The organism is Spirillospora sp. NPDC000708 (assembly GCF_040299565.1).
Taxonomy (GTDB): domain Bacteria; phylum Actinomycetota; class Actinomycetes; order Streptosporangiales; family Streptosporangiaceae; genus Spirillospora.
In genome coordinates, this window is sequence record NZ_JBEPCJ010000134.1 from 1 (window position 1) to 21,330 (window position 21,330).

A 21,330-nucleotide genomic window follows, 5' to 3' on the forward strand; every position below is an offset into this window, starting at 1 on the left:
GGTCCCCTCTACCCTCCCCCGGGCGCCCTGGGCCCCCCCGCCCCCCCCGGCCTGGCCCCCCACGTGCCCGCCGGCGCCCCCGCCGCGCCCGCCCCGGCGACGGCGGCGGCGGGACGGCCGGTCCTCGGACTCGTCCTCGTCGGAGGGGCCGTGGTCGCCCTCGGCCTCGTCCTCGGCGGCCTCATGGTCGCGGTCGCGATCACGGTCGCGGTCGGACGGCTCGGGCTTCGCCTCGTCCTTCTGGCGCGCGGACGGCTCGGCCGTCGGCTGCGGCGGCTGGAAGACGACCATGGGCGGCTGGAACGTCACGCCGGGGACGCCGACGCCGCTGGCGGGCTCGGCCTCCGACACCTGGCCGGCCTCCGGCTCGGCGCCGGCGACGGGAACGGAGGGCACCTCCGGCACGGACGGCACCGGGGGCACCGTCGGGGCCGCGGGCGGCGCGGCGGTCTCGTCCTGGGCGGCCGCGGTACGGCGGCGGGTGCGGGTGCGGCGCGCGGGCTCCGCGGGCTTCTCGGGCTCGGCGGGCGTCCCGGCCGGCTCGGCGGTCTCGGCGGCGGCCGGGGCGGGCTCCTCGGTGATCTCCGGGGAGGTCTCGGCGCCCGTCGGCGGCACCGGCTCGGCGGTCTCGGGGGCCTTCGCGGCGCGGGTGCGGGTGCGGGACCGGGTCGTCTTCTTCGCGGGCGGCTCGGCGGCCTCGGCGGCGGGCTCGGCGGCCGCCTCGGGCTCCGCGGCGGCGGGGGGCTCGGCCGCGGGCGCGTCCTCGACGTCCGGCGGCGGGCCGGCCGGGCGGCTGGCCCGGCGGCGCGGGCGGGACGTCACGCCCGCGGCGGCGCCGTTCTCGCCGCCGTCTCCGGTCGCGGTCGCGGTGGTCTCTTCGTCAGTGCCTTCGGCGTTGGCCGCATCGGCTTCGTTATCAAGCATCCGGGCAATCTCCCGTCAGGCTCCCGGGCGCGACCGCTCGTTCCGCCAGGGGGCGGTCCGTGCGGTGCGCCGCGCAGGAGCGCTCCGTCAGTCATCGGCGTCGTCACCGCCGGACGGTCGTCCGGTCGTGACGACGAAGTCGTCGGGGGTGCGCCCGCCGTCCCCTGCGGGACCGGTTCCGTGTCGCCACGGCTTCGGTCTCACGATCAGGCGCTGACGGCATCCACGCTCGCGGGGTCCCCGGGGCGCGACCGCGCGCCGCCGGCCGTCCCGGCTTCGTCGCCGGACGGCAGGCCGGTCTCCCGGTCCGGATCCAGAGGATCCGCGAGGCCACCGGTGGCCGCGTCCAGGGGCCCCTGCGCCAGCCTGGTCACCAGTGGCGGTGACGGCGGCGCGAGGTCGGCGACCTGGCGCAGTCCGGTGAGGATGTCGTCGGGTCGTACGGCCGGTGTGGAATGCCGAACAACCATTCGAAGTATCGCACAAGGGGCATCCGCCGCCTCCGCGGCGCGCCGGTCCAGCTCACAGGAGGACACGGCAGCGCGCACGTCGAACCGGCGCCGCCCCTTCTTGGTGAGGCGCTCGACCTCGATGTTCCCGGCGGCCATGAAGGCGGCCACGGCAGCGGCGGCGGCGTCCTGCGCCACCCCGTCCAACCGGATCCGCCATTCGGACGCCTCGAGCCGATCGGCGAGCGCGGCCGGCTTGGCCTGCGCGTCGCCGGCGCGTCCCGGCCCGGCCGGCACGACATCCACGATGTCGAGCCCGGGGGGCAGGGCCGCGTCGAGATCGGCCTGCACCCGCGCAGGGTCGCGGGTCTCGGTCAGCCCGATCTCGAGGTACTCCGCCTCACTGGCAACCCCAGTCGCCGCCGCACCCGCGTACGAGATCTTCGGGTGGGGGGTGAATCCGCCGCTGAACGCGACAGGGATCCCGGCGCGCCGCACGGCGCGTTCCACGGCCCGGGAAATGTCGCGGTGGCTCGTGAACCGCAGCCTGCCGCGCTTCGCATAGCGCACGCGCAGGCGCTGGATCACGGGGGCCGGCGCCGGTCCCTCCGGCATGGGTGCCAGGGTTCTGGTCCTTCCTACTCGCGTCGAGTCGAAAAACAAGGTCTCTCTATAGAGTACGGGGCGGCGGGCATCGTTGTGCCGGGCCCGTCCCCCGGACGGCCGCCCCCGCGCAGGCCGCGGACCCGAAAAGCCCGATTCCACGGGCGATTCGCGGCCGCGGCGCGCGATGTCAGACGACCGAAAGCGGAAGCAGCTTCCGGCCCGTCGGGCCGATCTGGATCTCCGTGCCCATGGTCGGGCACACGCCGCAGTCGTAGCACGGCGTCCAGCGGCAGTCCTCGACCTCGGTCTCGTCGACGGCGTCCTGCCAGTCCTGCCAGAGCCACTCGCGGTCCAGGCCCGCGTCGAGGTGGTCCCAGGGCAGCACCTCGACCTCGTCGCGCTCCCGGACGGTGTACCAGTCGACGTCCACGGGCTCGCCGGCGAAGGCCTTCTCCGCGCAGGCCGTCCAGCGCTCGTAGGAGAAGTGCTCGCTCCAGCCGTCGAAGCGGCCGCCGTCCTCCCACACCGCGCGGATGACCTTGCCGACGCGGCGGTCGCCGCGCGACAGCAGGCCCTCGACGATGGACGGCTGGCCGTCGTGGTAGCGCAGGCCGATCGCGCGGCCGTACTCCTTGTCGCCGCGCAGCTCGTCCTTGAGGGCCTTGAGGCGGCGGTCGACGGTCTCGTGGTCGCACTGCGCGGCCCACTGGAACGGGGTGTGCGGCTTCGGCACGAACCCGCCGATCGACACCGTGCAGCGGATGTCCTTGCGGCCGGTCGCCTCGCGGCCCGCCTGGATCACCCGCTTGGCCATGCCCGCGATCGCGAGGACGTCCTCGTCCTCCTCGGTGGGCAGCCCGCACATGAAGTACAGCTTGACCTGCCGCCAGCCGTTCTCGTACGCGGTGGTGACGGTGCGGATCAGGTCGTCCTCGGTGACCATCTTGTTGATCACCTTGCGCATCCGCTCGGAGCCGCCCTCCGGCGCGAACGTCAGGCCGGAGCGGCGGCCGCCGCGGGAGAACTCGTTGGCGAGCGTGATGTTGAAGGCGTCCACGCGGGTGGACGGCAGCGACAGCGAGGTGTTGGTGCCCTCGTAGCGGTCGGCGAGGCCCTTGGCGACGTCGCCGATCTCGCTGTGGTCGGCGCTGGACAGGCTGAGCAGCCCGACCTCCTGGAAGCCCGACTCCTTCAGCCCCTGGTCGACCATCTCGCCGATCGTGGTGATCGACCGCTCCCGCACCGGACGGGTGATCATCCCGGCCTGGCAGAACCGGCAGCCGCGGGTGCAGCCCCGGAAGATCTCCACGCTGAACCGCTCGTGCACCGTCTCCGCCAGCGGCACCAGCGGCTTCTTCGGGTACGGCCACTGGTCGAGGTCCATGACGGTGTGCTTCTCGATCCGCCACGGCACGCCCGGACGGTTCGGCGCGACCCGCTGGATCCGCCCGTCGGGCAGGTACGTCACGTCGTAGAAGCGCGGCACGTACACCCCGCCGGACGCCGCGAGCCGCATCAGCAGCTCGTCGCGGCCGCCGGGCGACCCCTCGCCCTTCCACTCCCGGACGACCTCGGTGATCGCCAGCGCGATCTCCTCGCCGTCGCCGAGCACCGCGGCGTCGACGAAGTCGGCGATCGGCTCGGGGTTGAACGCGGCGTGCCCGCCCGCGACCACGATCGGGTGCTCGTCGGTGCGGTCCGCCGCGTCCAGCGGGATGCCCGCGAGGTCCAGCGCCGTCAGCAGGTTGGTGTAGCCCAGCTCGGTGGAGAACGACACCCCGAACACGTCGAACGCGGCGACCGGCCGGTGCGCGTCCACGGTGAACTGCGGGATGCCGTGCTCGCGCATGACGGCCTCCATGTCGGGCCAGACCGAGTAGGTCCGCTCCGCCAGCACGCCCTCGCGCTCGTTCAGGATCTCGTAGAGGATCTGGACGCCCTGGTTCGGCAGCCCGACCTCGTAGGCGTCCGGGTACATCAGCGCCCACCGGACGTCGGCGCCGTCCCAGTCCTTGACCTGCGAGTTCAGCTCACCGCCGACGTACTGAATCGGCTTCTGCACGCTCGGGAGCAGCGGCTCCAGGCGCGGGAAGAGCGACTCGACAGGCATGGCGGTGTCCTCCGTGCTGCGTTCAGGGGATGAGGGCCCAGCCTACCGCCGCGCCCCAGTCGAACGGTCTCCATCGGACGGCGTCGGCCGGAGGGCGTCAGTCGAACGGGCGGCGGCGGATGTGCACGGCCTGCAGCAGCCCGAAGGCGATCATGTTCGCGAACGTCGCGGAACCGCCGTAGGACACGAACGGCAGCGGCAGGCCGGTGATCGGCATGATGCCGAGCGTCATGCCGACGTTCTCGAACGTCTGGAACGCCAGCCAGCACACCACCCCGGTCGCCACCAGCGTGCCGAACAGGTCGGCGGCCTGGGACGCGATCCGCAGCCCGCGCCACAGCACGACGCCGAGCAGCAGGACGATCACGGCGGCGCCGACGAAGCCGAGCTCCTCCCCCGCGACGGTGAAGATGAAGTCGGTCTGCTGCTCGGGCACGAAATGCCCGCCGGTCTGCTGGCCGTTGAACAGGCCCTTGCCGAACGGCCCGCCCGAGCCGATCGCGATCCGCGCCTGCTGGGCGTTGTAGCCGGCGCCGCGCGGGTCCGCGGACGGGTCCAGGAACGCGGTGAACCGGTCGATCTGGTACTTCTTCAGCAGCCCGAAGAAGAACACCGCGGCACCGGCGGCCGCCCCGCCCGCGAAGAGCCCGACCAGCCAGCGCTTCTGCGCCCCGGAGACCGCGAGCATGCCCAGCACGACCGCGATGAACACCAGCGTGGTGCCGAGGTCGGGCTGCAGCATGATCAGGACGCCGGGCACCCCGGCGAGCGCCAGCGCGAGCAGCACGTCCCGGCGGCCCGGGCCGATCTCGCCGTCCCGCGGCTCGCCCAGGATCATCGCCAGCAGCACCACCAGGCCGACCTTCGCGAACTCCGACGGCTGGATCTGGAACCCGCCGCCGACGACGATCCACGAGTGCGACCCGTTGATCGTGGAGCCGAGCGGGGTCAGCACCGCCAGCAGGCCGACGCACGCCAGCGCGTACAGGATCGGGACGTAGGCGCGCAGCAGCCGGTAGTCCAGCACGGTGACGACGCCGCCCAGCACGAACCCGATGAGCAGGTTCAGGATGTGCCGCTTCAGGAACCCCTCGGGGTCGTCGCCGTGCTCCGCCGCCAGCTGGAACGTCGCGGACCGCACCAGCAGCGCCCCGACCACCGACAGGACCAGCACCGTGACGGTCAGCGGCCAGTCCAGCTTCCGCAGCCCGGCGAGGCGCCCCTGCCACAGGCTCCGGTCGCCGTACCCGCCGACCGACCCGGCCCCCGTGCTGTTCAGCATCGTCCCGCTCCGATCGGCGGCGCGCATCGCCACGCGCCCACGTGGATCGCGGCGCCCGCAGCGGTCACGGCGGTCGGCGCGGCGGTCACGGCGCGGTCCCCTGGACGGGCGCCTTCGGCAGGTCGGACGGCAGCTTCCCGTCCGTCAGCAGCGGCTTCTGCTTCTTCGTCCCGTACATGGCCTCCCAGATCTCCCGGACCGCCGGGGCCGCCGTCACGGCGCCCTGCCCGCCCTGGGCGACCATGACGATCACCGCGTAGCGCGGGTGCTTCACCGGGCCGAACGAGGCGAACCACGAGTTGTCGTCCTTGCCGTAGACCTCGGCGGTACCGGTCTTGCCGGCCACGTCGACCGTCTTGAAGTCGAAGCCGTTGAACGCCCCGGCGGCGGTGCCGCTCTTGGTGACGCCCGCGAGGCCGCTCCGGATGTAGGCCAGCACCTTCGGGTCGACGGGCAGCTTCGTCGGCGGCGGCGCGGTGATCCGGCGCTCGATGCCGCCGTCCGGGCGCATCACCGCGAGGCCGAGGCGCGGCGTGAACAGCTTGCCGCCGTTGGCGACCGCCGCGTATGCGCGGACGAGCTGCAACGGCGTGACCAGCACGTCGCCCTGGCCGACGGAGAAGTTCGCGGCGTCACCGGCGCGCCACACGTAGCCGTCGACGCAGTTCTCCGCCGCGACAGCCTTCAGGTACGCGGCGCGCGCGGGGTCGGTCTTCTGCACGTCGGGGAAGCCCGTCTTGGCCGCCTTGCAGTCGCCCTTCTTGGTGGCGTCCCAGTAGTCCTTCTTCCACCCGCGGTCGGGGATGCGGCCGCTCGACTCGCTCGGCAGGTCGATCCCGGTGGGCTTGCCGAACCCGTAGTTGCGGGCCATCTTCACCATCGGGTCCGACGGGTTCTTCTTCGGGTGCATGCCGCCGTCGCGGAGCCACTCCTCGTACGCGAACTTGTAGAACACCGTGTCGCACGACTTCACCAGCGCGGTGTGCAGGCTCATCGAGCCGAGCGCCTCGCCCTCGAAGTTGTGGAACGCGCGGCTGCCGACGTCGAACGACCCGGGGCACTGGTAGGTGCCGTTCAGCGGGTAGCCGTCGCTGACCGCCGCCGCCACCGACGAGACCTTGAAGGTGGAGCCCGGCGCGAACTGGCCCTGGGTGACCCGCGAGATCAGCGGCTCGCCCTTCTTCTTGCCGAGCAGCGCGTCGTACTCGTCCTGGGAGATGCCGCCGGTCCAGATGCTGGGGTCGTAGGTGGGGTAGCTGGCCATCGCGACCATCCGGCCGGTCTGCACGTCCATCACCACGGCGGCGCCCGCGTCGGACGGGTGGCCGCCCTTGCGGCCGTTCTCGATCGCGTGCTTGAGGGCCTTCTCCGCGGCGCCCTGCACGCCCGCGTCGATGCTGGTGACGAGGTTGCCGCCCGGTACGGCCGACTTCTCCTCGGCGGTGCCGGTGACGCGGCCCTGGCTGTCGACGAGCACGCGGCGGAACCCGGGCTCCCCGCGCAGCGCCGCGTCGTACTGGGCTTCCAGCCCGGCGCGGCCGATCAGGTCGACGCCGCTGTAGCCGGTGACCTTCAGGCCCTTGCGCTTGTCGAGCTCCTCCTGGGTGATCGGCTGCAGGTAGCCGAGCACCTGCGCGGCGGCCGCGCCCTCGGGCCGCGGGTAGTCGCGGACGGCCTGGACCTGCGCGGTCACGCCGGGGAAGTCCTCCTGCCGCTCCATGATCTGGAGGGCGCGCTTCGGGTCGACGTGGTCCTCGACGGGGATCGGCTGGTACGGCGAGCCCGGCCAGCACGGCCGCTTGATGCCGGGGCCGCACAGCCGGATGCGGTTCGCGACGTCCTGGTAGGTGGTGCCGAGGACGCCGGCGAGCCGGTCCATCACGGTCTTGCCGCCGTCCTTCTGCCGCGACAGCGTCGTGCGGTCCACCGACACCACGAGTGCGCTGCGGTTGCGGACGAGCGGGATCCCGCGGTCGTCCAGGATCATGCCGCGGACGGCCGGGACGACGATGTCGCGGGTGCGGTTCTGGTCGGCGAGCTGCTGGTAGTGCGAGCCGTCGAGGATCTGCATGGACCAGAGCCGGCCCATCAGGATCAGCAGCAGCAGCCCGACGAGCACGTACAGGACGACGAGGCGGAAGTGCGTTCTGGGATTCACAGGCCGCCGCCCCGCCCCGACATCGCGCGGTAGCGGGCGGCGGGCACCGACAGGCGGTCCCCGCGGGAGCGTTCGCCGCGCTCGTACCTCCGGGTGACGCGCAGCACCGCCCAGACGACGAACGGGCTGGCGACCACGTCGTAGCCGACCTGCAGCGGCACCATGCTCGACACGGTGTCCCACTGGGCGCGCGGATCGCCGAGGATCATGCCGGTGACCGCGTACAGGACCGTGCCCGCGAGGGCGCCGGCGGCGACCGCGAAGAACGGCACGACCGTCTGCCGGTCCATCTCGGCGGACGCGATGCCGCACAGGTAGCCGATGAGGCAGTAGACGAGCGCGTACCGGCCGATGGTGTGGTCGGCGGGCGGGATGATGTCGGCGGCGAGGCCCGCGAGGAACCCGGTGACCATGCCGGTCATCGAGCCGAAGACGAGCGCGAGCGCCACCACCGCCAGCAGCACCAGGTCGGGCTGCACCCCGCCGGGCAGCGGCAGCCGGTTGGCCACCGACACCTGCAGGACCAGCACGGCCACGATCACCAGCACGGTGGTGAGGACGCGGCCCGTCTGCGACGTCTCCGGTGGGTTCAGCACGTCATCCCCCCGAGCTCGGGTTCGCGGACGGGGTGGCGGTGCCGTCCGCTTCGGTCTTGGGTCCCTTCTTGCCCTTCTTCTTCTTGCCGGGCGAGCCGCTGGGGGACGGCGTCGCGCTCGGGCTCGGCGAGGGCGGGGGGCTGGGTCTCGCGGGCAGCACCGCGTCGCGCGGGTCGGTCTTCGGCGGGGCCACCACCACGGCGACCACGTCGAGGCTGGTGAAGTGGACGAACGGCTTGACGTAGGCGGTGCGGGTCAGCCCGCCGGACGCGGCGTCGATGCGCTCCACGGTGCCGATCGGGACGCCCGGCACGTACGGGCGCTCGCCCTGCGAGCCGAGCGTGACGAGCCGCTGCCCGACCCGCATCGGCGCGCTGGCGTCCAGCAGTTGGAAGCGCAGCGGGGTGGCGCCGCCGCCGAGGCCGCGCCGCCCGGCGCCCTGCACGATGCCGATCTCCTTGGAGTCCTCCAGGCGGGACCCGACGGAGGAGGTCTGGTCGGTGGCGAGCAGCACGGTCGCGGTGGCGGGGCCGACCCGGGTGACCCGGCCGACGAGCCCGTCCGCGCTCATCACGGTCATGTCGGGGCGGACGCCGCTGCTGCTGCCCGCGTCGATGGTGACGGTGTCCTCGAAGCCCTGGCCGGCGGAGATCACCTGCGCGGCGAGGATCTTGTAGCCGCCCATCCCGGCGGTGCCGAGCAGCCGCTGCAGCTGCGCGGAGCGGCCCTGGTCCAGCCGGGTGGAGCGCAGCTGCTCGCGCAGCCGCTGGTTGTCGCGGGCGAGCCGGTCGGCGCGGCGCTTCTCGCCGGGCGCGTCGGTGATCGCGCCGAAGGTGTTGCCGACGGGCCGCACCACCGACGCCGACGCCCGCTCCACCGGCCCGAACACGGTCGCGCCGAGGCTCCTCAGCCCGCTGAGCGGCGAGTGGTCCCCGCCGCGGTAGTCCACGGTGATCATCGCGAGGGCCGCGACGAGCAGCACGCCGAGGACCGCGCGGGTGCGCCGGGTGTCCTTCACCCACCGACCTCCGGATTCTCTGGTCGCCGCCGGGAGTTCAGTGCCGCGACTCCGGCACGAGGACCTGCCGGAGCGACTCGAAGTCCTCGACGCACTTGCCGGTGCCGAGCACGACCGAGTCGAGCGGGTTGTCCACCAGGTGGATCGGCATGCCGGTCTCCTCGCGGAGCCGCTCGTCCAGGTTCTTCAGCAGCGCGCCGCCGCCCGTCAGGGCGATCCCGCGGTCCATGATGTCGCCGGAGAGCTCCGGCGGGCACTTGTCGAGCGTGGTCTTCACCGCGTCCACGACGGCGTTGACCGGTTCCTCGATCGCCCGCCTGACCTCCTCGGCGGAGATCACGACGGTCTTGGGCAGCCCGCTGACGAGGTCGCGGCCGCGGATCTCGGCGTGCGGCTCCTCGTCGCCGCCGGGATAGGCGGACCCGATCGCCATCTTGATCTCCTCGGCGGTCCTTTCCCCGAGCATCAGCGAGTACTCCTTCTTGGAGAAGGAGATGACCGCCTGGTCCAGCTCGTCGCCGCCGACCCGCACCGACTGGCTCGTCACGATGCCGCCGAGCGAGATGATCGCGACCTCGGTGGTGCCGCCGCCGATGTCGACCACCATGTTGCCGGTCGGCTCGTAGACGGGCAGTCCGGCGCCGATCGCGGCGGCCATGGGCTCCTCGATGATGTACACGCGGCGGGCCCCGGCCTGGTAGCCGGCGTCCTTGACGGCGCGCTGCTCCACCCCGGTGATCCCGCTCGGCACGGCCACCACGATGCGCGGCTTGGCGAAGTGCCGGCGTTTGTGGACCTTCTGGATGAAGTACCGGAGCATCCGCTCGGTGACGTCGAAGTCGGCGATGACACCGTCCTTGAGCGGGCGGACCGCCACGATGTTGCCGGGCGTGCGGCCGATCATCCGCTTGGCCTCGATGCCCACCGCGACGATCTTGCCGGTGTTGGTGTTGATCGCGACCACGGACGGCTCGTTGAGGACGATGCCGCGCCCCCGCACGTACACGAGCGTGTTGGCGGTACCAAGGTCGACCGCCATGTCACGGCCGAGAAACGACAGCTTGTTACCCATGAAGAAAGGGAGCCCTTCATGATTGTCGGGCGTGTATAGCGGCGCGTCCATCGTAACGTGCGGGCGCGCTCGCAGGCAGTCGCCCCCGCTCCGCGCGTCGCCCAAAAAACGGGTCCTGAGCAGCCCGCTTTTAGCTAAAGCACGCGGGCCGGAAACCTCCGGCCCGCGTGTCGTGCGCGACCCGTCCCACGGGCACGGGCATGCCCGCGGCCGGTGGGCCGTTTCGCGCGGAGCGGCTGCGCGGCGGGAAACGGTCTGCCGGCCGTGACGGGGTTCCAGGGGTCGCCCCCCGGGGGAATTCAGCCGAGCTCGGGGAAGAAGAGCTTGATCTCGCGCTCGGCGGAGTAGGTGGAGTCGGAGCCGTGGACGATGTTCTCGCCGATCTCCAGGGCGAAGTCGCCGCGGATGGTGCCGGGCGTGGCGCTGACCGGGTCGGTGGCGCCGGCCAGGGCGCGGAACGCCTCGATGGCGCGCGGGCCCTCGACGACCATGGCGACGAGCGGGCCGCCGGTGATGAACTCGACCAGCTCGCCGAAGAACGGCTTGTCGGCGTGCTCCTCGTAGTGGGTCTCGGCGGTCTCGCGGGCGAGCGTGCGCAGTTCGAGCGCGACGAGCGTCAGGCCCTTGCGCTCGATCCGGGAGATGACCTCGCCGACGACGCCGCGCCGGACACCGTCGGGCTTGACCAGGACGAGAGTGCGCTCGGACACGTGTGTTTCTCCTTGAGCAATTCAGATTGGGTGAGCGCGCGAATCCTACCCGGCTTCGGGGGCCGGAGCGGATTCGGCGACGCGGCCGTGCCGGAGCGCGGTGCTGCCGCCCCGTTCGAAGGCGCCGCCGTGCCGTTCGGCGGCGCGCGCGTGGGAGGCGATGAGGCGCAAGGTGAGGGCGGCGAGCAGGACGGCCGCCGCGCCGGCGATGAGGAGCCAGGCGCGGTAGCCGTCGGCGAGCGCGTCGAGGCGTCCCGCGCCGGTGAGCGCGCGGGTTCGCCGCAGCCGGTCCGCTTGCAGCGAGAGGACGCAGAGCTGTCCGGCGAGGACGGCGGGGAAGCACAGCGAGAGGCCGAACAGCGCGGCGCCGACGTGCGCGTCGCGCAGGGAGGCGGCGAGCGCCAGTCCGGCGCCGGTGCCGAGCAGGACGAGCAGGACGACCGGCGTCCAGCGTCCGGTGGGGCCTGCGGCGAGCGCCAGGCCGATGCCGGCGGCCATCAGGGCGTAGCCGGCCATGACAGCGGCGCGGGGGCGCGCGCGGGACGCCGCGAGCGCACCGGTCACCGTCGCCGCCGCAGCGGCGGCGACCGGCAGGAAGCGGGACGCGGGGGCGCCCGCGGCGGCGAGACCGGACAGCGGCGCCGCGAGCGGGTAGGCGAGCAGCCCGGTGGCGACCATGACGGGCGCGCAGCCGAAGGGGCCGCCCTCGGCGCCGCCCGCGAGCGCGAGCCCGGCGAGCGCGGCGAGCGCGGATGCGGCCACGACCAGGCGGGCGCCCGGCGACCATCCGTGCGCGGCGACGACGGCGAGGAACGCGAAGCCCGCCACGGGAACGCATGGCAGGGCGAGCCGTCCGCGTTCGGCGAGGCGCGGCGGCGGCAGCGTCCAGGGGACGCGCCCGCGCAGCAGCACGCCGAGGACGGCGGCGGCCGCCGCCGCGCCGGCGAGCCAGGGGTAGGGGGCGAGCGCCGCGTGCCAGCCGCCCGGCGCGGTCCCAGGGCGTGGCGGCGGGACGGCGCGCAGTGCCACCGGCATCGCGATCAGGAGCGACGCGGCCAGCACGCCCGCCCAGAAGGCGGAAAGGGCCGCGTTCCGCCGTTCCCACACGAGGACGAGGGAGGCGGGCAGCGCGATCCCGGCTCCAGCGCCCTGCGCGGCGCGGACCGCGCCGACCACCGGCACCGAACCGGCGAACCGGACGGCGCCGAGCCCGCCGAGCAGGACGGCGAGGCCGGTCGCGAGGACCGCCCACGCGGGGAGGCGGCGGGCGGCGACGGCGGCGAGCGGGAGAGTGAGGGCGAGCGCGGGCAGCGACAGGCCGGTCGCGCGCAGCAGGGCGGGGACGCGGCCCTCGCCGAGGCCGAGGGCGTGCGCGGCCACGGGGACGATGCCGGCGGTGGCGTCGGGCACGACCAGCACCGCGGCGGGGAGCACGGTGACGGCGGTCAGCAACGCGCCGAGGGCCGCGCCCCGGCGCCGTGCCGCCGCGGCGCCGGCGGCGGGAGGGTCCGGTGCCGGGAGCGGGACACCCGGCCGGTCGTGCGCGTGGGAGGGCACGGCGTGCTCCTTCGGAGGTCGTCCCCACCGAACGCACTATTTCCCAATAAAGAAGAATGTCGGAATTGTTTGCGTGGAACGCGCAGGGATTCGGCGGAGGAAGTGATGCCGTCCCCGAGAATTTAGCGCGCCGGGAGCCGCTCCACCTTGCGTCCCATCCAAAAGGCCGTCAGCCAGAGCGCCCCGAACAGCGCGCCGAGGAAGAACATCGCCGGCACCATGAACCCGGTCGCGATGATCGCCACCTGCAGCGCCGAGCCCGCCGCGAACGACCACGGGAACCGCAGCAGCCCGGCCATCAGCAGGCACAGCACCGCGAGGCCGCCGCACACCGCCCCGGCCGTCGTCCCGGACACGTCCAGCACCGAGATCGCCACCGGGATCGCCAGCGCGATCACGATCGCCTCGCAGGCCAGCACCGTGGCGTACAGCCGCCGCACCGGGCTGCCGGGCTTCCGCCCGGCCGGCTCCGGGGTGCCCTCCGTCGCGCCCTGCGCAGTGCCCTCGGTCATGGCGGTCACCGGCCCCCCTCTACCCGCAGCAGTGTCCTGGCGTCGCCGGCGGTGACCACCGAACCGGTGATCAGGACGCCCGCGCCCCGGTACTCGCCGGTCTCCTCGGCGAGGCCGATCGCCTGGTCGATCGCGTCGTCCAGGCGATCGGCGACGTGCACCCGCTCCGGCCCGAGGATCCCCTCGGCGATCTCCGCCAACTCCTCGGGCGGCAGCGACCGCGGCGAGGAGTTGCGGGTGACGACCAGCTCCGCCACGACCGGTTCGAGCTGGTCGAGGACCCCGGCGACGTCCTTGTCCGCGGCGACGGCGAGCACGCCGACGAGCCGGGTGAAGCCGAACGACTCGGTGACCGTCGCGACGGTCGCCGCCATCCCGGCCGGGTTGTGCGCCGCGTCCAGCAGCACGGTCGGGCCCGTCCGGACGACCTCCAGCCGCCCCGGCGACGCCGACTTGCCGAACCCGCTGCGCACCAGCGCCGGGTCGAGCTGCCCCTCGTCGCCGCCGAGGAACGCCTCGCCGGGCGCGATCCGGGTGGCGGCCTCCAGCGCGACCTCTCCCCTGGTCGGCGCGCCGCTGGCGAACGCCTCGACGGCCGCCAGCGCGGTCGCGGCGTTGCTCGCCATGTGCTCCCCGAACAGCGGCAGGAAGATCTCGTCATAGGTGCCGTGCAGGCCGCGCACGCCGATCATCTGGCCGCCGACCGCGACGTCCCGGCTCAGCACGCCGTACTCGATGCCCTCGCGCGCCGCGGCGGCGCCCGTCTCCACGACCCGCCGCAGCAGCACCTCGGCCGCCTCGACGGGCTGCTGGGACAGCACCGCCACGCAGCCCGGCTTGATGATCCCCGCCTTCTCCCCGGCGATCTCCTCGAGGGTGTCGCCCAGGTAGCGGGTGTGGTCCAGGCCGATCGGGGTGACGACGGCGACCGTGCCGTCGGCGACGTTCGTGGCGTCCCAGGTGCCGCCCATGCCGACCTCGACCACCGCCACGTCGACGGGGGCGTCGGCGAACGCGGCGAACGCCATCGCCGTGAGGACCTCGAAGAACGACAGCCGCACCTCGTGCTTGCCGTCGACCAGCTGCACGTAGGGCAGCACGTCCTGGAACGCCTCGGCGAACCGCTCCTCGCTGATCGGCTCCCCGTCGATCGCGATCCGCTCGCGCAGCGTGGTCATCTCGGGGCTGGTGTACAGCCCGGTGCGCAGGCCGCGCTCGTGCAGCAGCGACTCGATCAGCCGAGCGGTGCTGGACTTGCCGTTGGTGCCCGCGACGTGGATCACCGGATACGCGCGGTGCGGCTCGCCCAAGACGTCGACGAGGTCGCGGATCCGGTCGAGGGTCGGGTCGATCTCCCACTCGACGCCCCGGCTCATGATCGCGTTCACGGCGCCGCGGTAGTCGAGCGGCTCGGTTGCCTGGCTCACGATGAGAGCCTATCCGCCGCCGCCGGGCGCCCTGTCCGCACCCGTGGCGGCCGGGGGCGCGCCCGGCGGACCCATGCTCCGAGTGGAAGCATGGAAGGCATGCGGGCTGACGAGGTTTTCTTCCGGGAATGGGAGCGGCGTCGTCCGGGCGAGACGCGCAGCCTGGCCCGCGCGCGCGAGCTGGCGGAGGCGCTGGACGTCCTGTCCCCCGGCCTGCCGGTGCTGACCGTCGTCGGCTCCAAGGGGAAGGGGACGGCGGCGACGTACGCGTCCGCGTTCCTCGCCGCCTCCGGCCTGCGGGTGTGCACCGTCACCAGCCCCGGCCTGCGCACCAACCGGGACCGGATCAGGGTCGACGGCCGCGCGATCCCGGAGGCCGGGCTCGCCCGCCTCGGCGGCCTGCTCGGCGCGGCCATGGCGGAGCTGGGACCGCCGCAGGACGGCTACCTGTCGCCGTCGGGGCTGTTCACGCTGGCCGGCGTGCTGCACGCGCGCCGCGCGGGCGCGGATGCGCTCGTCCTGGAGGCCGGGATGGGCGGACGGTCCGACGAGGTGTCGCTGTTCCCGCCGGACGTGGTCGCGATCACGCCGGTCTTCCTGGAGCACGCGGGCGTGCTCGGCGACACGCCCGCCGAGATCGCCGCGGAGAAGCGGGCCGTGGCGGGGCCGGGGACGCGGATCGTGTCGGCGCCCCAGTCCCCGGACGTGGCGGAGGTGCTCGGCCCGGTGGAGTACGCGGGCGACGGCGGCGTCCCCGCCGGGCTGCTGCCCGCCGGGCTCGGCCGCGTCGCCGCCGCGGTCGGCGTCGCCGCGGCCCGCAGGCTCGCGGGAGGCGACCCGCCGGCGGAGACGCTGCGGCGGGTGCTGTCCACGGTCGTGCTGCCCGGCCGGATGTCCTGGCACACCGTGCCCGGGACGGCCACGACGCTGCTGATCGACTCCGCCGTCGACGGGACGGGCGTCGCCGCCGCGCTCGCCGCCGCCCGCGACCGCTGGGGCGAGGTCGACCACGCCGTCGTCTGCCTGCCCGACCACAAGGACCTCGACGGGGCCGTCCGCGCGCTCGGCGACCTGCCCGTCACCTACGTCCGGCTCCCGCAGCCGCACCTGCGCTTCACCCGGCCCCTGCCGCCGTCCTGGGACGTCGTCGAGTCCGGCGCCGTCACGCCGGAGGCGCTGGCGACCCTCGGCCACCGCGTGGCCGTGCTCGGCACCGTCTACTTCACCGGCCTGGTCCTCGACCGGATCGGCGCCGGCACCGAGCGGCTGTTCGTCCCGCCGGCTACCGCGCCGGCTTCTCGACGTCCTTCCGGATCCGGCGCATGAGGTCGTCCATCAGCGAGAAGTCCGGGTTCACGGTCGCGACGTCGGACGCGACGACCCCGTAGGAGTCGCGGGTCGCCCACGCGCAGTACGTGTGCGTCTCGGCGAGCACCGCGAACGTCCCGCACTCCGCCCGGCCGCCGTTCTGCCCGGGATTGCCCTGCTCGCCGGAGATGAACGTGCTGGGCCGCAGCCTGCGCAGGAACGCGCCCGGCTCGCCGACCTCGCCCGTCCCACCCACGAACAGCACGTTCGTGCGGCCCAGCGGGTCGGTGTAGACCGCCGCGCCGTTCCCGGCCACGGGGACGCCGCCGGCCCGCACGGCCGCCATGACGAACGGGTACGCCGCGCTGGCGGCCGGCTCGGTGGCGTCCTTGGTCATCCCCCCGGCGCGCGGCAGGGCGTTGATCCGCCGGGTGGACGCGGTGGACACGGCGTCGGCCTTCCCGCCCTTCCCCGCGCCGGGTTCGTCCGGCTTGAACGCCAGGACGCCGACCATCAGCACCGCGACCAGCGCCACGCCGACCGCGGCGCCGAGCAGCAGCCCGGAGACCTGCCTGCGCTCCCGCTCCGGCGCGGCCCCGCCGGGCGCCGCCGCGCCGAGCGGCGCCGGCATCGGGTGCGGCCCGGTCCCGCCCGGAAGGACGATCGGACCCGTCCCGTTCGGCAGCGGATGCCCGCCCGTGCCGCCGGGCAGCGGATGCCCGCCGGTGCCGTTCGCCGGGACGGGGAGGCGGTGCCCGCCCGTCCCGCCCGGGAGCGGCTGCGGCCCGGTGCCGTTCGCGATCATCTGCGGTCCGGTCCCGTCGGCGGCGTCCGCCGACCACCACGGCGGCGAGGAGCCCCAGGGCGCCGGGGCGGCGGTGAACCCCCCGGGCGGCCCGCCGTCCTCGACGACCTGCTGGCGGCCCGGTTCGTCGCCCGGCACCGCGCCCGGCACGCCGGGGCGGGGAGGTGATTCGGCCATTGCTCTCCCGAGGATTCCGTACGCCTGAAAGCCCGCGGATCACCCGGATCGTAACCGGGCGGCCGGGCCGGTGCGGACCGTTCGCCGCAGGCGGGGCGCCCCGCCTGCGGCGGGCGCCGCGCCGCCGCCGTCGAACGCGCCGCGCTCAGGCCGGCGGCAGCGCGCCGAGCTGCGCCTCCAGCCGCGCGATGGCCGCCTCCGCCTGCGCCAGCCGGGCGCGGTTCTTGGCGACGACGGCCTCGGGCGCCTTCGCCATGAACGCCTCGTTGCCGAGCTTGCGCCGCGCCTGGTCGGCCTCCTTGCGCGCCGCCGCGAGGTCCTTGTCGAGCCGCTTGCGCTCGGCCGCGACGTCGATGACCCCGGCGGTGTCCAGCCGGACCGTGACGCCCTCGACCGGCAGCGACGCGGTGGCGGCGAAGCCGTCGCCGGGCGCGGTCAGCCGCAGCAGCGCGCGGACGCCCTCCTCGTGCGCGGCGAGCGGCGACCCGCCCCACTCCAGCGCGGCGGCGACCTTCTGGCCCGGCTTGAGCCCCTGGTCGGCGCGGAACCGGCGGACCTCGGTGACGAGCCGCTGCAGCGACTCCACCACGGTCTCGGCGTCCCGGTCGGCGCGGCCCGCGTCGGCGGCCGGCCACGGCGCGGTCACGATCGTCTCCGCCCCGGTCAGGGACGTCCACAGCTCCTCGGTGACGAACGGGATCACCGGGTGCAGCAGCCGCAGCAGGCTGTCGAGCACCTCGCCGAGGACGCGCCGCGTCGCGTCGGCCCGCTCGTCGGCGAGCTGGACCTTCGCCAGCTCCACGTACCAGTCGCACACCTCGTCCCACGCGAAGTGGTAGAGGGTCTCGCACGCCTTGGCGAAGTCATAGGACTCCAGCTGCGCGTCGACCTCGGCGATGACCGCGTGCAGCCGCGACAGGATCCACGCGTCCACCGTGGACAGCTCCGCCGGGACGTCGCCGCGGACGTGCGCACCGTTGATCAGCGCGAACCGCGTCGCGTTCCACAGCTTGTTGCAGAAGTTGCGCGAGCCCTGCGCCCATTCCTCCGCGACCGGGACGTCGCCACCCGGGTTCGCGCCGCGCAGCAGCGTGAACCGCGTCGCGTCCGCGCCGTACCGGTCGATCCAGTCGAGCGGGTCGACGACGTTGCCGAACGACTTCGACATCTTCTTGCCGTGCTGGTCGCGGACCATCCCGTGCAGCGTGATGGTCCTGAACGGCTCGGCGCCGTCCATCGCGTACAGCCCGAACATCATCATCCGGGCGACCCAGAAGAACAGGATGTCGTACCCGGTGACCAGCACCGACGTCGGGTAGAAGCGCTCCAGCTCCGGCGTCTTGTCCGGCCAGCCGAGCGTCGAGAACGGCCACAGCGCCGAGGAGAACCAGGTGTCGAGGACGTCGCCGTCCTGCGTCCAGCCGGCGGGCGGCTCCTCGTCCGGGCCGGGGCAGGCGGTCTCGCCGTCCGGGCCGTACCAGACCGGGATGCGGTGCCCCCACCACAGCTGCCGGCTGATGCACCAGTCGTGCATGTTGTCGACCCACTCGAAGTAGCGGGACGCCATCTCCGGCGGGTGGATCGCCACGCGGCCGTCGCGCACCGCGTCGCCCGCGGCCTTCGCCAGCGGCTCCACCTTCACGAACCACTGCAGCGACACCCGCGGCTCCACCACCGTGGAGCAGCGCTGGCAGTGCCCGACCGAGTGCTCGTACGGGCGGACCTCCTTGACGATCCGGCCCTGCTCGCGCAGCGCCGCGACGACCGCCGGGCGCGCCTCGAACCGGTCCAGGCCCTCGAACGGGCCGGACGCGGTGACCACGCCCCGCTCGTCCATCACCGACATCGACGGCAGCGAGTGCCGGCGGCCGATCTCGAAGTCGTTCGGGTCGTGCGCGGGGGTCACCTTGACGGCGCCGGTGCCGAACGCGGGGTCGACGTGCTCGTCCGCCACGACCGGGATGCGGCGGCCCGTCAGCGGCAGCTCGATCTCGCGGCCGACCATGTGCGCGTACCGCTCGTCGTCGGGGTGGACGGCCACGGCGGTGTCGCCGAGCATCGTCTCCGCCCGCGTCGTCGCGACCACGATCTCGTCGTCGCCCGACCCGTACCGGATCGAGACCAGCTCGCCGTCGACGTCCTCGTGCTCGACCTCGATGTCCGACAGCGCCGTGAGGCAGCGCGGGCACCAGTTGATGATGCGCTCGGCCCGGTAGATCAGGCCGTCGTCGAACAGCCGCTTGAAGATCGTCCGGACGGCGCGGGCGCGCTGGTCGTCCATCGTGAACGCCTCGCGCGTCCAGTCGACGGAGTCGCCGAGGCGGCGCATCTGGCCGAGGATCCGGCCGCCGGACTCGGCCTTCCACTTCCACACCCGGTCGACGAACGCCTCGCGGCCGAGGTCGTGCCGGGACAGGCCCTCCTTGGCCAGCTCCCGCTCCACGACGTTCTGCGTGGCGATGCCCGCGTGGTCCATGCCGGGGATCCACGCCGTCTCGTACCCCTGCATCCGGCGGCGCCGGACCAGGGTGTCCTGGATCGAGTGGTCGAGGGCGTGCCCCATGTGCAGCGAACCGGTCACGTTCGGCGGCGGGATCACGATCGAGTACGCGGGCCGGGACGGGTCGCGGACCGGGTCGGCGGTGAACAGCCCCGCCGATACCCACCGCTCGTAGAGCCGGCCCTCGACATCGGCCGGTCGGTACTGGGTGGGCAGGTCGACGTCCGCGGCGGCCCCTTGGCCGCGCTCACTGCTGGGCTGTGTCACGGCCAACGATTCTACGGGGGCCGCGGCGGTACCACGGCCCGCCCCGCACCGCCGGGCACCCGCCACGCCGCCCGCCCCGCACCCGGTCCGGCCCCGTCCGGCCCCGTCCGGCCCCGCAGCGCAGCGGCCCAGAGAGCGTTTTCCCGCCGCGGACGGGACACAGGTCACCTGACACCGGGTCGCCTCCACGGAAAGGGTGGTGCCGACACGCCCGCGAAACCGGGGCCGAAGGGAGTGGGACGGGATGCGAGCGGTACTGGCGCGCACCGCCGTGCTGGCCGGCGCGTTCGCCGCGGGAGCCGTCGCGGCGCACGCCGCCGCGATCCCCCACCTGCTGCGCCTCACCCACGACCTGCAGCGCTCCCGCGAGCGGATCCTCGCCAGCCGGGAGGAGGAGCGCCGCCGGCTCCGCCACGACCTGCACGACGAGCTCGGCCCCACCCTCGCCAGCCTCGCCATGTCCCTGGACGCGGCGCGCATCACCCTCGCCGGCGAGCCCGAGCGGATGGACCCGCTGCTCGCCGACGTCCGCGACCGGCTCGCCACCGCCGTCGGCGAGATCCGCGACCTCGCGCACGGCCTCCGCCCGCCCGCCCTGGACGACCTCGGCCTCGTCGCGGCCATCGAGTCGTTCGCCGAGGGCTGCGCCGAACGGGTCGACGTCCGGTTCGACGGCGGGCCCGCCGAACTGCCCGCAGCCGTCGAGGTCGCCGCGTACCGGATCGTCCAGGAGGCGCTCACGAACGTCCGGCTGCACGCCCCCGACAGCACCGCGATGGTGCTGCTGCGCCGCGACACCGACCTGCACCTGATGGTCGCCGACACCGGCCCCGGGCTGCCCGACACCGGCCGCAACGGCGACCGCCCGAGGCCGCGCCGCGGCATGGCCGCGATGAAGGAATGGGCGGCGGAGGTCGGCGGCGGCTGCACCGTCACGTCCCGCCCCGGCGGCGGGACCGTGGTGACGGCGCGGCTGCCCCTGCCCGCGCCGGGCATCGCCGGGTACCATCATGCTCCGCCCGGACGCCGGAACGGGCGCCCCTGAACAGGTGAGCGGAGGCCGCCGATGACGGACGCGATCAGGGTCCTCATCACCGACGACCACCCGGTGTTCCGGCAGGGCCTGAAGGGACTGCTGCAGGCACTGGGCGTCGAGGTCGTCGGCGAGGCCGAATGCGGCCCCGACGCCGTGCGGATGGCCGCCGAACTCCAGCCCGACGTCGTCGTGATGGACCTGCACATGCCCGGCGGCAACGGCATCGAGGCCACCCGGACCATCACCCGCACCAGCCCCCGCATCGGGGTGCTCGTGCTGACCATGTTCCGCGACGACGACTCGGTGTTCAACGCGATGCGCGCGGGCGCCCGCGGCTACCTGCTCAAGGAGTCCGGCGCCGAGGAGATCGCCCGCGCCGTCCGGGCGGTCGCGGCCGGCGAGGCCATCTACGGGCCCGAGATCGCCCGCCGCGTCCTCACCTACTTCACCGACATGCCCGACCCCCGCCAGGCCGCGTTCCCGCAGCTCACCGAGCGGGAACGGGAGGTCCTCGAACTGATCGCGCAGGGCCGCAGCAACGCCGAGATCGCCGCCACCCTGTTCCTCAGCCAGAAGACCGTCCGCAACCACGTGTCGAACATCTTCATGAAGCTGCACGTCGCCGACCGCGCCCAGGCCATCGTCCTCGCCCGCGAGGCCGGCCTCGGCGGCTGAGTTTCCACAATCCCGGCCCAGCGGGCTCGCCTGGCGGCTCGCCCGCTGACCGTGCTTGGGCGAGCGCGAACTCGCTTCGCGAGCTTCCCGGTGGGGCTCGCCTTCGGCTTCGCCCCACCGGTCAGATAGCGCGCTCGCGTG

General features: G+C 74.0%; 16 protein-coding genes and 1 pseudogene. 3 read left to right on the forward strand and 14 right to left on the reverse strand.

Features of this window, described 5'->3' with window-relative positions:
- The 12 genes and pseudogenes from ABT299_RS48495 to ABT299_RS48550 all read right to left on the reverse strand — a co-directional run.
- Positions 1 to 924, reverse strand: a pseudogene (locus ABT299_RS48495) (hypothetical protein); the annotation flags it as partial.
- Between the two features lie 206 nt (positions 925 to 1,130).
- Entirely contained in the window at positions 1,131 to 1,988 is an 858-nt protein-coding gene (locus ABT299_RS48500) for a TIGR03936 family radical SAM-associated protein (RefSeq protein ID WP_387031001.1), read from the reverse strand.
- 178 nt (positions 1,989 to 2,166) lie between these two features.
- Complete coding sequence (locus tag ABT299_RS48505; RefSeq protein WP_500254960.1) at positions 2,167 to 4,089, reverse strand: TIGR03960 family B12-binding radical SAM protein; 1,923 nt, start codon at positions 4,087 to 4,089, stop codon at positions 2,167 to 2,169.
- Positions 4,090 to 4,186: 97 nt separating this feature from the next.
- The gene (gene rodA, locus ABT299_RS48510) at positions 4,187 to 5,371 is read right to left on the reverse strand and encodes a rod shape-determining protein RodA (RefSeq protein WP_500254961.1); all 1,185 of its coding nucleotides are present in this window, start codon (positions 5,369 to 5,371) and stop codon (positions 4,187 to 4,189) included.
- 85 nt (positions 5,372 to 5,456) lie between these two features.
- Positions 5,457 to 7,529, reverse strand: a complete 2,073-nt coding sequence (gene mrdA / locus ABT299_RS48515; protein ID WP_190868299.1) for a penicillin-binding protein 2 — start codon at positions 7,527 to 7,529, stop codon at positions 5,457 to 5,459.
- On the reverse strand, positions 7,526 to 8,125 hold the full coding sequence (mreD, locus tag ABT299_RS48520) for a rod shape-determining protein MreD (RefSeq protein ID WP_190868300.1): 600 nt from the start codon (positions 8,123 to 8,125) through the stop codon (positions 7,526 to 7,528). The genes mrdA and mreD overlap by 4 nt, the downstream gene beginning before the upstream one ends.
- A 1-nt stretch (position 8,126) precedes the next feature.
- Positions 8,127 to 9,143: a rod shape-determining protein MreC gene (gene mreC / locus ABT299_RS48525; protein ID WP_500199180.1), complete on the reverse strand. Its 1,017-nt coding sequence runs from the start codon at positions 9,141 to 9,143 to the stop codon at positions 8,127 to 8,129.
- A gap of 37 nt (positions 9,144 to 9,180) precedes the next feature.
- Positions 9,181 to 10,215, reverse strand: coding sequence for a rod shape-determining protein (locus ABT299_RS48530; RefSeq protein ID WP_151546476.1), 1,035 nt, complete (start codon positions 10,213 to 10,215; stop codon positions 9,181 to 9,183).
- A gap of 299 nt (positions 10,216 to 10,514) precedes the next feature.
- Complete coding sequence (gene ndk / locus ABT299_RS48535; protein WP_190868302.1) at positions 10,515 to 10,925, reverse strand: nucleoside-diphosphate kinase; 411 nt, start codon at positions 10,923 to 10,925, stop codon at positions 10,515 to 10,517.
- Positions 10,926 to 10,970: 45 nt separating this feature from the next.
- Positions 10,971 to 12,482 carry a hypothetical protein gene (locus ABT299_RS48540; protein WP_500254962.1) on the reverse strand — a complete coding sequence of 504 codons (1,512 nt, stop codon included), beginning with the start codon at positions 12,480 to 12,482 and terminating at the stop codon, positions 10,971 to 10,973.
- A 122-nt stretch (positions 12,483 to 12,604) separates the two neighbouring features.
- Positions 12,605 to 12,994, reverse strand: coding sequence for a DUF4233 domain-containing protein (locus ABT299_RS48545; RefSeq protein WP_190868304.1), 390 nt, complete (start codon positions 12,992 to 12,994; stop codon positions 12,605 to 12,607).
- A 5-nt stretch (positions 12,995 to 12,999) separates the two neighbouring features.
- Positions 13,000 to 14,370, reverse strand: coding sequence for a bifunctional folylpolyglutamate synthase/dihydrofolate synthase (locus tag ABT299_RS48550; protein WP_500254965.1), 1,371 nt, complete (start codon positions 14,368 to 14,370; stop codon positions 13,000 to 13,002).
- Positions 14,371 to 14,520: 150 nt separating this feature from the next.
- On the opposite strand from ABT299_RS48550, the gene ABT299_RS48555 reads away from it, so the two are divergent.
- Positions 14,521 to 15,747 carry a hypothetical protein gene (locus tag ABT299_RS48555; RefSeq protein ID WP_500254963.1) on the forward strand — a complete coding sequence of 409 codons (1,227 nt, stop codon included), beginning with the start codon at positions 14,521 to 14,523 and terminating at the stop codon, positions 15,745 to 15,747.
- On the opposite strand, the gene ABT299_RS48560 is transcribed toward ABT299_RS48555, so the two are convergent.
- Both ABT299_RS48560 and ABT299_RS48565 read right to left on the reverse strand, forming a co-directional pair.
- Positions 15,704 to 16,711 carry a hypothetical protein gene (locus tag ABT299_RS48560; protein WP_433150121.1) on the reverse strand — a complete coding sequence of 336 codons (1,008 nt, stop codon included), beginning with the start codon at positions 16,709 to 16,711 and terminating at the stop codon, positions 15,704 to 15,706. The two genes, ABT299_RS48555 and ABT299_RS48560, sit on opposite strands and share 44 nt — an antisense overlap.
- Before the next feature lie 145 nt (positions 16,712 to 16,856).
- Positions 16,857 to 19,478, reverse strand: a complete 2,622-nt coding sequence (locus ABT299_RS48565; RefSeq protein WP_500254964.1) for a valine--tRNA ligase — start codon at positions 19,476 to 19,478, stop codon at positions 16,857 to 16,859.
- A 244-nt stretch (positions 19,479 to 19,722) separates the two neighbouring features.
- On the opposite strand from ABT299_RS48565, the gene ABT299_RS48570 reads away from it, so the two are divergent.
- Together ABT299_RS48570 and ABT299_RS48575 are read left to right on the forward strand one after the other, a co-directional pair.
- The gene (locus ABT299_RS48570; protein WP_190868308.1) at positions 19,723 to 20,523 is read left to right on the forward strand and encodes a sensor histidine kinase; all 801 of its coding nucleotides are present in this window, start codon (positions 19,723 to 19,725) and stop codon (positions 20,521 to 20,523) included.
- A gap of 21 nt (positions 20,524 to 20,544) precedes the next feature.
- Positions 20,545 to 21,189, forward strand: a complete 645-nt coding sequence (locus ABT299_RS48575; RefSeq protein ID WP_190868309.1) for a response regulator — start codon at positions 20,545 to 20,547, stop codon at positions 21,187 to 21,189.
- Positions 21,190 to 21,330: the final 141 nt, after the last annotated feature.

What these genes read in the sequence shown, in the direction of transcription:
- ABT299_RS48550 (WP_500254965.1), bottom strand. Translation starts at nt 14,370, where the DNA reads ATGAGCCGGGGCGTCGAGTGGGAGATCGACCCGACCCTCGACCGGATC.
- ABT299_RS48500 (WP_387031001.1), bottom strand. Translation starts at nt 1,988, where the DNA reads ATGCCGGAGGGACCGGCGCCGGCCCCCGTGATCCAGCGCCTGCGCGTG.
- rodA (WP_500254961.1), bottom strand. Translation starts at nt 5,371, where the DNA reads ATGCTGAACAGCACGGGGGCCGGGTCGGTCGGCGGGTACGGCGACCGG.
- ABT299_RS48545 (WP_190868304.1), bottom strand. Translation starts at nt 12,994, where the DNA reads ATGACCGAGGGCACTGCGCAGGGCGCGACGGAGGGCACCCCGGAGCCG.
- ABT299_RS48560 (WP_433150121.1), bottom strand. Translation starts at nt 16,711, where the DNA reads ATGGCCGAATCACCTCCCCGCCCCGGCGTGCCGGGCGCGGTGCCGGGC.
- ABT299_RS48570 (WP_190868308.1), top strand. Translation starts at nt 19,723, where the DNA reads ATGCGAGCGGTACTGGCGCGCACCGCCGTGCTGGCCGGCGCGTTCGCC.
- ABT299_RS48505 (WP_500254960.1), bottom strand. Translation starts at nt 4,089, where the DNA reads ATGCCTGTCGAGTCGCTCTTCCCGCGCCTGGAGCCGCTGCTCCCGAGC.
- ABT299_RS48555 (WP_500254963.1), top strand. Translation starts at nt 14,521, where the DNA reads ATGCGGGCTGACGAGGTTTTCTTCCGGGAATGGGAGCGGCGTCGTCCG.
- ABT299_RS48530 (WP_151546476.1), bottom strand. Translation starts at nt 10,215, where the DNA reads ATGGGTAACAAGCTGTCGTTTCTCGGCCGTGACATGGCGGTCGACCTT.
- ABT299_RS48575 (WP_190868309.1), top strand. Translation starts at nt 20,545, where the DNA reads ATGACGGACGCGATCAGGGTCCTCATCACCGACGACCACCCGGTGTTC.